The sequence below is a fragment of the Stenotrophomonas sp. SMYL20 genome, from assembly GCF_036320045.1.
In the GTDB taxonomy this organism is placed as follows: domain Bacteria; phylum Pseudomonadota; class Gammaproteobacteria; order Xanthomonadales; family Xanthomonadaceae; genus Stenotrophomonas; species Stenotrophomonas maltophilia_A.
In genome coordinates this window covers 84,088-95,503 of the sequence record NZ_JAWIRT010000001.1, presented here as the reverse complement: position 1 = coordinate 95,503, position 11,416 = coordinate 84,088, and the positions used below count along the sequence as shown (strand labels likewise).

The following is an 11,416-nucleotide window of genomic DNA, read 5'->3' as shown; positions in this document are numbered from 1 at the left end:
TTACAGCACCAGGATGGGAACCATCCGGCGCAGGTTGAAGGGAATGTCGGTCAACACCTGATCGCCGTGCTGCAGCCAGCAATGCGCGGCGAACGGCTGGGTTCTGACGGCGAACACCCAGGCCGGAACGATGCCGTAGTTCGACAGGAATCCGCGCATCGCCAGGCAGTAGAGAAAGCACTCATCGGTTTTCCTGAAGGCCAGGGGCCGAAGCCAGTCGAACACCCGCACCCGCAGGGCCAGTTCTTCAGCGCTTACCGGCCGGCTGTGGCCGCGATCCGCCCGACGGCGCACGGCCGACACCGTGGAACTGAAAGGAAGGAACGTTCTGCTGCAGGCGGCATACGCGCACGAGGCGATGAATCGACGCAGGTCGCGCGCCATGATGGGCGGACGGCCTCGCGGCGCGCCTTCGCGCGCCCAGTACCGAGGCAGCGCAATGGCAGGGCTGGCAGCGGATTTCCCCTGCTGCGGATCCGCGGTGATCAGGCGGCGGTCGATCAAGGCCTGCAGAAGCCTTGGCGTGCTTGCGTCATCGGACTGCAGGGGCCAATCGAGAACGAGCTTGCCAAGGCCTGCGGCGCCGCGTTTTTCAAGGGAAAGATACTTTCCCGTGGCCTGGTCCAGAATCACCATCGCATCGCCGGTGACACAGACGTGGGCGTGCTTTGACAGGAAATACGGGGCGGCAGCCTGCTCCATCATGCGCTCCTGCGCCGGAACCGGAGAAGCGGTGCATGCAGGGCATGCACCGCAGATGCGGCATTGCGCGGTAGATCAGGGCGACGTGGTCGGGAACACGCCATCCCACAACGTGCCGTGGTTGTGCGCCTTCGTTTCCGAAACCACCGAGCCCAGCTCGATCAGTTCGCCACCCATGCCCTGATCCTCAGGGTTCTGCTGTCCTGCCACTACACCCAGCTCAATCAGCTCGTTCATGAACATCTCCTATCGTCAGTGGATGTACCCGCGCATTGCGTTGGATCGCGTTGCATTGGATACGGAGCAGCCAAGCCACCATCGCCGCGACATTGCAGGGCGATTGCCGCCAAGGCACCTGAATGTTACGATATAACATATTATTTTGGCGTGACGAATGACGCCAGTGGCCCGTTGTCGATATGACCTACGAGAGGCGAGAGGGATGAGCAGCGAGATCAGAGACGACGGCCTGGATCCCACGCTTCTGCTGAAAGGGATGTTTCCCTTGCCGAAGTTCATCCGTTTCGTACGGGAGCGTTGCCCACCGGGACGCTTCGACGAGGCTGCGCTGGTGGAGGAATGGCGGACGGCACGTGCCGAGGTGCTGAGGCTGCAGCAGGAGGAAGCCGGTGAGGCCGACGCCATCAATGTCCATGCGTTACCGGATGAGATGCTGCCGCTGGCTGAGCAGGCGCTGCGGCAACCCTCGATGCACCGGATGACGAGTGTTCTGCCACGCAGTTGGCAGATGGTCGAGATCGATCGACTGGTGATCTTCCAGGAGTGCATCAACCTGCGTCACATCGACCAGTTGGCGGCATCCCTGACCGCCTCGCCCAGCGCGCAGGAGGTCATGCAGCTTGTCGCGCGCAGCGGCAGCCATGCACATCCGGAAGTGCGCTTCACCCAGTCCGATGGCAGCTACACCTTCGCGTCCACCTCGAGCGACCTGCGCTTCCTCGATGTGGCGACCCTCGATCCGGCTGCCATCGCCGACTACGAGCCGTTCGGCGCAGCCAGCCACGCCGTCGTCATCTATCTGGGTTTCAGTGACAACCTGATCAGCGCCACCCGGTTCGGCAGGCGCATGGTGCTGACCAATGGCTCCCATCGCCTGTACCTGCTGCGCCGGCTCGGGTTCCGCCATGCGCCCTGCCTCGTCACCGATGCCTCCGACAGCGACCTCAGCGAGGTTCTGCTGCCGGCGGCGGTCAAGCAGGATCGCGGGTTCTACCTGTCTTCGCCGCGGCCGCCGCTGTTCAAGGATTATGTCGACCCGCGCCTGACCTGCGTGGTACCGGTCACCCGCAAGCACTACGCTCTGAGGGCCAAGCTCGACCTGCAGAGGATCACGGTTCCGGCGATGTAATCCTGGGCCGAGCCCTCCCTTCCCTGGGGCCACGTCGACAGAGATGGCCGGATTGGTGAATCACCTGGCGGAACTGTCGAATGACGCCTGCGGGCTTGCCGCATACGCTTCCCATCCTCAACAAGAGAGGATGTCAGCGTGATTGAACAGCCACGGACCACCGAGCCCGCAGGAAAGGACACGCCGATCGTCCATGTCCTGATGGGACTGATCTGTGTCTGGCACCGGCGCCAACCGGGGTCGGCACACGATGACCAGTGAGCGCCACCGTGCTGTGCGGCGTCCCTCTCGGACCTAGGCGCCGCCGTGGAGATTTCGATTGCAGGGCTGAGCGAGATTGGGCCCGACTACCCGGACCGTGTCGATCTTCCGGTGATGGTGCTTGGGCTGGACCCCATTCCAGATGCCTGGCAGATGCCCTTCCATGCGCACCGGAAGGCACAGCTGCTGGTTGCCACGCGCGGCTTGATCATGCTGGAGACCGCAGCCGGCCTGTGGGTGGTTCCCCCGCAGGGCGCGATCTGGATTCCCGGTGGCCTGTCCCATCGGGCCAGCAGCAGTGGGCGGCCGCATGGGTTCGTGGTGTTCGTGGAACCCGGTGTCGTGCCGGGGCTGCCGACGCACTGCGCTGCAATGGCGATCACCCCGTTCATGCAGGCCCTGCTGGAGCGGGCGTCCGCCCTTCCCGGGCACTACGAGCCCGGCAGTGCGCAGGACCGCCTGATGGCCGTGTTCCTGGATGAGCTGATCGCCGCGCCACCGGAGTGGCTCCATCTGCCCATGCCATCCGATGCAAGGTTGCGCCGGCTGGCCAACGCAATGCTGGACACGCCAGCCGAACGGGCAACGCTTGAAGTCTGGGCGAGCCGGATTGGAATGAGCGAGCGCAACATGTCGCGCCTGTTCTCTGGAGAAACCGGTTTAAGCGTAAGGCGCTGGCGCAGGCAGCTGCATGTGGTGGTCGCGCTGCCGCTGCTGGCCAAAGGCAGGACAGTACAGGCCGTTGCGGACCACCTGGGCTATGACAGTGCCGGAGCGTTCGTGACCATGTTCCGCAAGACCGTGGGTGCACCACCCAAGCGCTTCCTCGCGGAACGAGGCACTCGGCAGCCAGTATCGGACGCCGACGATCAGCGGCCGCAGGAGCCACGTTGACCGATGTGGGAGCGCGTGGCTCCCGCACCGGCAAGGATTGCCCTTCCCCTCAGCGCTGGTAGTCCTTCAGGAACAACCACGTGATCAGCGTGGCATCCGGTCCCTTCGGGTCGGTGAACGGCAGGCCGGACTGGCTGCCGCTCCAGGCATGCCCCATGCCCTGCACCACGTAGTGCTGCACCAGCGTCCTGCCACCATAGGCATAGGTGTCCACGGTGTAAGCGCGCCCACCCGGCACCTGCCCCTGGTAGGTGCTGGTCGGCAGGTACTTCACCGAATCGTTGTCCAGGCCATCGTCGGCCAGGTCATTGGTCTGCAGGAACTGGCGCACGGCCTGCTGCCCGTTCACCGGATTGACGGTGAGATCGGCGCTGCCATGGAACACCAGCACCGGGATCGGACGCGGTGACGGCGAGCCCGAACACTGCCAGGCCAGCCGGCCATTGCTGTCCGGCGAATAGATGCTGCCGGCCAGCAACGCATAGGCGCTACCGGAAATCGTGGTCGCACCCTTGAACATGCCGCCGGAATGGATGGCGCCGGCGGCGAACACATCCGAGTAGCAGGCCAGCATGATCGAAGTCATCGCACCGCCCGCGGAAATGCCAGTGACGTAGACCCGATGTGGATCGACGCTGTAACCGGACTTCACCTTGTCCACGATGCCAGCCAGGATCGAGGCCTCGCCGCTGTCGCGCGCCTGGTTGATCGGCAGCTGCCAGTTCCAGCAGCGGGCCGGGTTGGAGGTGACGTTCTGCCGGGGGTAGACCACGATGAACCCCTCAGTGTCGGCCACATCATTGAAGCCTGACGCCTCGCCCATCAGGTTCGGCCCGGTCACACAGCCATGCAGCACCAGCAGCAGCGGCAGCGGCCGGCTGTCGTCATAGCCGGCCGGCACCCAGACCTGGTACTCGCGGGCGCCGAACAGATTGCCGTACAGGCCGATATCCCAATGCCCGGCCGGGCCAGCGGCAAGCGCGCTGCCCGCCATCGCCAGCCAGCTGCACAACACCAGCAGTACCGCCTTGATCGAATCGATTCCGGATTTCTTGGCCAGATCCTCGTGCGTGAGTCGTGGATGAAGGAGTACCGGGGACCGCTTCCGGCTGGGGACGCGCCCAGTATCCGCATCCACCGGCCGCTGCCGACTGGACCTAGGTCCACTCGCTGCTGGCCGATGACACCGCTAGCCTTGGCTGCAGGGGTGGCAATGGGCCATCCGCACGCTCATGCCTGGGGGAGGACCGAATGAAACGGAATTGTTTGAGTCTCATGATCGGCGCGCTGCTGGCCACGGGGCCGGTACTGGCACAGGAATCACCGACGGCAGGCAGATCCGCTTCGCCGACCAACCTGGACAGCATCAAGGTCACCGCGCGCAAGCGTGAGGAAACCCTGCAGGAGGTGCCGGTCGCAGTCACCGCCTTTACCTCCGAGGCGCTGGACAAGATGAATGTCCAGGACATCAGCGACCTGGACGCGCAGGTGCCCAACCTGACCATCTACGCGGCGCGCGGCGCCAGCAGCACGGTCACCGCCTACATCCGCGGCATCGGCCAGTCCGATCCCACCTGGGGCGCCGATCCGGGCGTAGGCATCTACCTGGATGACGTCTACATCGCGCGCCCGCAGGGTGCGCTGCTGGATGTGTTCGATGTCTCGCGCATCGAGGTGCTGCGCGGCCCGCAGGGCACGCTCTACGGCAAGAACACCATCGGCGGCGCGATCAAGTACATCTCGCGCGGCCTGCCCACCCAGACCGAGGGCTTCGCCCAGATCACCGTGGGCAACTACAGCCAGCTGGATGCGAAGGCGGCCATCGGCGGCCCGATTGGTGGCGCCGACAGTGGCCTGCGCGCCCGCGTGGCGGTGGCCAGCATGAACCACGACGGGTTTGGCGAGAACACCTTCAACGGCCAGCCGGTCAGCGACAAGCAGATCAATGCCGCACGACTGAACGTCGGCGCGTACGCGGGCGATGACTTCGACGTGCAGTTCGCACTGGACTGGATCGATGACCAGTCCGGCATGCGCGGTTCGAAGATGCTGGCGCCCAATCCGTTCCTGCGCGCATACCCGCCGATGGACAGCCGCTATGACATCCGCTCGGGCATGCGCAACCTCAACAACGTGGAGAGCAAGGGTGCCTCGGCCACGGTGAACTGGCGGCCGAACGACGACATTGCACTGAAGTACGTGGTCGCCAAGCGTGAATCGGACAGCGAGGCCAACATCGACTTCGATACCGCGCCGGTCAAGCTGGCCGACGTGGGTGGCACCTATCACGACGACCAGGTCAGCAACGAAGTGCAATTGAACTACGATGCCGGCGGCCGGGTGCGCGGTGTGGTCGGCCTGTACCAGTTCAGTGGCGAGGCGGGCGGCCAGATCCAGAACAACTACTTCAGTGCGCAGTTCGCCGACAACCAGGGCAAGGTGTTGACCGACAGCATCGCGCTGTACGCGGACTGGACCTTCGACCTGACCAGCAAACTCAAGCTGGATGTAGGCGCCCGTTACACCGACGAGGACAAGCGCGCGATCGTGCTGAACCGCCTGTACGCCGACCCGGCCTTCAGCCGCCCGGTAGCGGTGACCGCGGACTTCGACAAGAAGACCAACTTCAAGAACGTCTCGCCCAAGGTCTCGCTGGACTACCAGATCACTCCGGACATCATGGTCTACGGCCTGGCCACGCGTGGCTTCAAGTCCGGTGGCTACAACATCCGCGCCAACGCTGTGGCCGTGCCGCGCTCGGCCGAACCGTTCGATGACGAGACCGTGGACAGCTACGAGGTCGGCAGCAAGATGGCCTTCCTCGACCAGCGCCTGTTCCTCAATCTGTCGGCCTTCTACAACAAGTACAAGGACATCCAGCTATCGGTCTTCACCGGCCTGGATACCAATGGTGATGGCATCGACGATTCCTTCTTCGGCGATTTCACCAATGCCGGCGCGGGTACCGTCAAGGGCCTGGAGGTCGAGTACCAGTACCTGCCCAGCCAGCACTGGCTGATCTCCGGCAACCTGGCCTGGCTGGACACCAAGTACGACGAGTACATGGATCGTGGCGTCAATGTGGCCAGGCAGATGAAGTTCACCAACGCGCCGGAGTTCTCGGGCGCGTTCAACGTGGAGTACCGCACCGAGCTGGCCAACGGCAGCAACCTGTCGGCACGGGTGAGTTACAGCTACCAGAGCGAGGTGTGGCCGACCACCGACCTGAGCCCGGTGATCCGCCAGCAGGGCTACGGGCTGGTCAATGCCGGCGTCATCTGGCGCCTGGATGATGCGTGGACCTTCTCGCTGCAGGGCACCAACCTGGCCGACAAGGAATACCGCACCACCGGCTACAACATCCCGGCGGTCGGCACGCTGATTGGCTTCTATGGTCCGCCACGCCAATATAGCCTCAGCGTCCGTTACGATTTCTAGCGCATCCGTTACGATCTCCAGGAAGCTTCTGCATGACGCAGTCTTACGACGACCTGTACTGGAACAGCAATGATGGGTTGCGCCTGCACGCGCGCGACCATGCACCCGATGCGGGGCAGGCAGCGCGTGGCACGGTGGTCTGCATTCCCGGGCTGACCCGCAATGGCGCTGATTTCGATGCGCTTGCCGATGTGCTTACCGCCGAGGGCTGGCGCGTGATCGCGGTCGACCTGCGCGGTCGCGCAGGGTCGGAACGCGCATATGACCCGTCCAGCTACAACCCGCGTGCCTATGCGGATGACATGGTTGCGCTGCTGCGCTCGCAGAACATCGCCAAGGCGGTATTCGTCGGCACCTCGCTGGGCGTGCTGGTGACCATCACCCTCGCCTCGCGCGCGCCCGAGCGGATCGCGGGCGCGGTGCTCAACGATGCCGGCCCCAAGGTGCCGCGTGAGGCGCTGGCACGGATCGGCAAGTACGCCGGCAAGCCGGTGCCGCCGATGGACCTGGTGCAGGCCACCGCTTACGTGGAATCCATCGGCAAGGCCGCGTTCCCTCGCTTCAGTACCGACGACTGGCGGCAGATGGCGGTGCGCACCTTCCGCCCGCGCAGCGATGGGCTGCTGGAGCTGGATTACGATCCGGCCGTGATCCGAACGACACGTCCCTGGCTGCTGTGGTTGCTGCGGCCGGTGCTGTGGCGTGCGGTTCGTGGGCTGACCGCACGGGTGCCGGTACTGGTGGTGCGCGGTGCGCTGTCCGACATCCTGCCGGTCGATGTCGCGCGGCAGATGGCGGCCACCTCGGAAAGTGCCCGCCTGGTGGAAGTGCCGGATGTGGGACACGCTCCGATGCTGTCCGAGCCAGAGGCACGTGACGCGATCCTGACCTTGCTGGAGCGTGTGGCGTGAGTGCAGACAGCAACCTGCCTCCCGCGCTGCAGGGGTTGCAGCAGTGGGCGGCCAGCGAGCGGGTGAGTGGCGTGACCCACGTGGACCAGGCGCGCATCGATGCCTTTGCCGACGCCACCGGCGACCACAACTGGATCCACGTCGATTCAGGCCGCGCGCAGACGCAGCTGCCGGGCGGGCAGACCATCGCGCACGGTTTCCTGCTGCTCTCGCTCACCGTGCAGGACGATGTGGCCGCCCTCACCGGCTTCCCCGGCATCGCCCATGTGCTCAACTACGGCCTCAACAAGATCCGCTTCCTGGCGCCGGTACCCAGCGGGTCCGGGGTGCGGGTACGCTCGCAGCTGGTGTCACTGGAGGCGCGCCAGCCCGGCCAGTGGCTGCTGACCCAGCGCAAGGCCGTCGAGCGGGTTGTCGATGGCGAGCTGGCACTGGTCGCTGAGCAGCTGTCACTGATCGTGGTCGTCCCCTAGCACCCCCCTGCCCGGTTCTCTCCCTACACTGGAGCGATGTTGACGCCCTCCATCGTCCTCTTCGCCTGCATTGCATGGACCGCACTGCTGTTTGGCGTGGCGCTGTGGGGTGAGCGCCGGGGGCACCGGCTTTCGAAGGCATGGCCGCTCATCTATGCGCTGTCGCTGGCCGTGCACTGCACCGCGTGGACCTACTACGGCGCGGCCTCGCAGGGACTGCAATGGGGCTTCCCCATTCCACCCACCCTGGCCGGCATGGCGTTGATCTTTGCCTTCGGCCTGCCGTTCCTGCTCCGCCTGGGGCGGCTGGCCAAGCAGCACAACAGTGCCACCATCGCTGATCTGGTCGTCGCACGACTGCGTGCCGATCGCGGTCTCGGCTTCACCATCACCCTGGTGGCACTGTTCGGCATCATTCCTTACATCGCCCTGCAGCTGAAAGCCGTCAGTCAGGGCCTGGGCGCCTTGCTGGGCGATCGTTTCGCGCCTGCTGCCGCGCAGCTGGACATGTCGTTCTGGTTCGCCCTGACGATGGCCGCGTTCACCCTGCTGTTCGGTGCACGCAAAGCATCGGCTACCGAGCCCAATCGTGGCATCGTGGTCGCACTGGGGCTGGAGTCGGTATTGAAGCTGGTGGCGCTGCTCGCCATTGGCCTCTATGCGGCGCTGTCGGTGCGCCAGGCGGGCACGCCGCTGCTGGAAAAGATGGCGCAGCTGCCGCCACCGGCCATCATGCCGGACTATCTGACCATGGTCGCGCTGGGCGCGATCTCCGCGTTCACCCTGCCGCACCAGTTCCATGTCGGCGTGGTCGAGCTGCGCCAGACCTCGGACCTGAGGACGGCACGCTGGTTGTTCCCGGTCTACCTGCTGCTGATCGGGCTGCCGTCGGTGCCGATGGCGCTGGCCGGTGCCGCGCAGCTGCCCGCATCGGTGTCGCCTGACCTGTACGTGCTGGCGCTGCCGCAGGCCGGCGGCCACCACCTGCTGGCCTTGCTGGCCTATCTGGGCAGCCTGAGCGCCGCCACCGGCATGATGATCCTTTCGGGGCTGACCCTGTCGATCATGCTCGGCAACCATGGCTTCGGCTCACGGTTGCTGGACGGTATTGCCGGCGGTGCCGCGGCGGCCGACCTGCGTCCACGCGTGCTGGCCTTCCGCCGTGCCGGCATCCTCGCCGTGTTCCTGATGTCGTGGCTGTACAGCCGGGCGATGAGCGACACCGAGGCACTCAGCGATTTCGGCCTGATGTCCTTCACCGCCCTCTCGCAGCTGGCGCCGGCGGTCCTGCTGGCGGTGTATCGCCCGCGCACGCCTTCTCCGGCCATCATCGCCGGCATCGTGCTGGGGTCGTTGGCCTGGCTGTGGCTGGTGCTGCTGCCGATGGTGATCCCTGCCACGCCCCCAGCCTCGGGCCCCGATGACCTGCACTGGCTGTCCGTGGTCTCGCTGCGCCTGCAGTCGGGCCATATCGCCATCAGCATGGGCGCCAGTCTGGCGGTCAACCTGCTGACGGTTGCGCTGGTGTCGCGCGCGGTGCGTCCCTCGTTGCCGCGACGACGGGATGCGGTGGCAGCAGCCTCGCTGCGCAGGACGGCCGGACGCTTCCTCGGCCAGGAGCGGGCCCGGCAACTGATGGATGGGCATGCCGGGCAGCTGCTGGACGACGACCGGGTCATCACCATCGAACGCGAACTGAGCGCCGTGGTCGGCGCGGGCATGGCGCGCCTGCTGGTGGAGGCCGCTCGCGATGGCGGTGCCGCGCCCTTGGATGCGGTAACCCGTGCTGTAGGCGAAGCCACCCAGGCGCTGCGCTTCAACCAGCGCCTGCTGGAAGCGGCGCTGGAAAACATGAGCCAGGGCATCAGCGTGGTCGACGCGCAGCTGCAGCTGGTAGCCTGGAACAGCCGCTACGCCGCGTTGTTCAAGTTTCCGCCCGAGTTGCTGCAGGTCGGGCAGCCGGTGGTCAATCTGACAGCGTGGGCGCTGGCCGAACTGAAGATCGGCGACGGCCCTGGTGACTCTCGCGACAAGGCCCTGCAGCGTCGCGCCGCACACATGCGGCGTGGCACGCCGCATCTGTCCGAACGGATCTTCCCCGACAACACCATCGTCGAGATCCGTGGCAATCCAATGCCCGGCGGTGGCTACGTAGCCACCTTCACCGACGTCACCGCCTTCCGGCGTGCCGAGGAAGCGCTCAAGCGCAGCAACGAAACCCTCGAGCGCCGCGTGCAGGACCGCACCGCACGGCTGGAACAGGCAGTGCACGAAGCCGAGCGCGCGAACGTTGCCAAGACACGCTTCCTGACGGCGGTCGGCCACGACCTGATCCAGCCACTGCATGCGGCGCAGCTGCTGACCGATGCGATGTCGCAGCACATCGAATCGGAGTTCCTCGACAGTTTCCTGCGCCAGATCCGTGGTGCGCTGGACTCCACCGACGACCTGCTGTCCGGGCTGCTGGATATCTCCCGTCTTGAGGCGGGCGGGCTGGTCGCCGATCCGCGCCCCTTCGCGCTGTCGACCGTCCTGGATCCGCTCGCGCAGGAGTTCGCGGTACTGGCGGCGGCGCGCGGCCTGCAGTTCCGCCATGTGCGGAGCCAGGCCTGGGTCCATAGCGACCCCCTGCTGCTGCGCCGGGTGCTGCAGAACTTCCTGGCCAATGCCATTCGTTACACCCGCCATGGCGGTGTGTTGCTCGGTGTGCGCCGCCAGGGACAGGCACTGCTGATCGGTGTGCATGACACCGGCCCCGGCATTGCTCCGGAGCAGCAGGCGGTGGTGTTTGAGGAATTCCACCGGGTCGATCGCAGCAACGGCCAAGGACTGGGCCTGGGCTTGACCATCGCACACCGCATCGCCGACCTGCTGCACGCACCCCTGCACCTGCGCAGCGTGCCCGAGCACGGCTCGGCCTTCTCGATCAGCGTGCAACGCGCAGCACCCCCTGCGACCCCGCGCAGCTCGCCGCCGGCAGCCGGCAGCAGCGCGCTCAAGGGAGTCCGCGTGCTGGTGGTCGACAACGACCCGGACGCATTGGAGGCGATGCGGCAGCTGCTGCTTTCCTGGGGTTGCGATGTCATCGCGGCAGGCCAAGCCGATGACATCGGACCGTCAGCGCACGAGGCGGCGCTGTGGTTGTTCGACTATCACCTGGATGATGGCGATACCGGTGTTGCGCTGTGGAAGCGGCTGGTAGGCATGCATGGGCCGCGTCCGACGGTGATCCTCAGTGCGGATGCCGGCAGCGATACGCGCGAGGCGGTGCGCGGCGTTGGGCTGTCCCTGCTCAACAAGCCGTTCAAACCGTTGGCGCTGCGCTGGGCGATCAACCACCTGCTGGCGGCCAGTACCACGCCCTGACC

General features: G+C 65.7%; 9 protein-coding genes. 6 read left to right on the top strand and 3 right to left on the bottom strand.

What is annotated here, in order from left to right; translation table 11 throughout:
• Both V3B48_RS00410 and V3B48_RS00405 read right to left on the bottom strand, forming a co-directional pair.
• Positions 1-702 (bottom strand): lasso peptide biosynthesis B2 protein, encoded by a 702-nt coding sequence (locus tag V3B48_RS00410; RefSeq protein ID WP_329892924.1) that lies wholly within the window; start codon positions 700-702, stop codon positions 1-3.
• A gap of 75 nt (positions 703-777) precedes the next feature.
• Entirely contained in the window at positions 778-939 is a 162-nt protein-coding gene (locus tag V3B48_RS00405) for a hypothetical protein (RefSeq protein WP_162292259.1), read from the bottom strand.
• Positions 940-1,198: 259 nt separating this feature from the next.
• On the opposite strand from V3B48_RS00405, the gene V3B48_RS00400 reads away from it, so the two are divergent.
• Together V3B48_RS00400 and V3B48_RS00395 are read left to right on the top strand one after the other, a co-directional pair.
• Positions 1,199-2,071: a hypothetical protein gene (locus V3B48_RS00400; RefSeq protein ID WP_329893037.1), complete on the top strand. Its 873-nt coding sequence runs from the start codon at positions 1,199-1,201 to the stop codon at positions 2,069-2,071.
• A gap of 306 nt (positions 2,072-2,377) precedes the next feature.
• Positions 2,378-3,226 (top strand): helix-turn-helix transcriptional regulator, encoded by an 849-nt coding sequence (locus V3B48_RS00395; protein WP_329892923.1) that lies wholly within the window; start codon positions 2,378-2,380, stop codon positions 3,224-3,226.
• Between the two features lie 49 nt (positions 3,227-3,275).
• On the opposite strand, the gene V3B48_RS00390 is transcribed toward V3B48_RS00395, so the two are convergent.
• The gene (locus V3B48_RS00390; RefSeq protein ID WP_329893036.1) at positions 3,276-4,220 is read right to left on the bottom strand and encodes a PHB depolymerase family esterase; all 945 of its coding nucleotides are present in this window, start codon (positions 4,218-4,220) and stop codon (positions 3,276-3,278) included.
• Between the two features lie 281 nt (positions 4,221-4,501).
• Here V3B48_RS00390 and V3B48_RS00385 point away from each other — a divergent pair, with 281 nt between their 5' ends.
• From V3B48_RS00385 to V3B48_RS00370, 4 genes are read left to right on the top strand one after another with little or no spacing between them, the layout of a single operon-like run.
• On the top strand, positions 4,502-6,664 hold the full coding sequence (locus tag V3B48_RS00385; RefSeq protein ID WP_329893035.1) for a TonB-dependent receptor: 2,163 nt from the start codon (positions 4,502-4,504) through the stop codon (positions 6,662-6,664).
• 32 nt (positions 6,665-6,696) lie between these two features.
• Complete coding sequence (locus V3B48_RS00380; protein ID WP_329892922.1) at positions 6,697-7,575, top strand: alpha/beta hydrolase; 879 nt, start codon at positions 6,697-6,699, stop codon at positions 7,573-7,575.
• Positions 7,572-8,048, top strand: a complete 477-nt coding sequence (locus V3B48_RS00375; RefSeq protein ID WP_329892921.1) for a MaoC family dehydratase — start codon at positions 7,572-7,574, stop codon at positions 8,046-8,048. Before V3B48_RS00380 ends, V3B48_RS00375 begins: the two co-directional genes overlap by 4 nt.
• Positions 8,049-8,084: 36 nt before the next feature.
• On the top strand, positions 8,085-11,414 hold the full coding sequence (locus tag V3B48_RS00370) for a PAS-domain containing protein (protein WP_049422245.1): 3,330 nt from the start codon (positions 8,085-8,087) through the stop codon (positions 11,412-11,414).
• The last annotated feature ends 2 nt before the right edge of the window (positions 11,415-11,416 follow it).

Excerpts from the sequence above, each read along its gene's own strand:
- V3B48_RS00410 (WP_329892924.1), bottom strand. The coding sequence starts at position 702 with ATGGAGCAGGCTGCCGCCCCGTATTTCCTGTCAAAGCACGCCCACGTC.
- V3B48_RS00405 (WP_162292259.1), bottom strand. The coding sequence starts at position 939 with ATGAACGAGCTGATTGAGCTGGGTGTAGTGGCAGGACAGCAGAACCCT.
- V3B48_RS00400 (WP_329893037.1), top strand. The coding sequence starts at position 1,199 with ATGTTTCCCTTGCCGAAGTTCATCCGTTTCGTACGGGAGCGTTGCCCA.
- V3B48_RS00390 (WP_329893036.1), bottom strand. The coding sequence starts at position 4,220 with ATGGCGGGCAGCGCGCTTGCCGCTGGCCCGGCCGGGCATTGGGATATC.
- V3B48_RS00385 (WP_329893035.1), top strand. The coding sequence starts at position 4,502 with ATGATCGGCGCGCTGCTGGCCACGGGGCCGGTACTGGCACAGGAATCA.
- V3B48_RS00380 (WP_329892922.1), top strand. The coding sequence starts at position 6,697 with ATGACGCAGTCTTACGACGACCTGTACTGGAACAGCAATGATGGGTTG.
- V3B48_RS00370 (WP_049422245.1), top strand. The coding sequence starts at position 8,085 with ATGTTGACGCCCTCCATCGTCCTCTTCGCCTGCATTGCATGGACCGCA.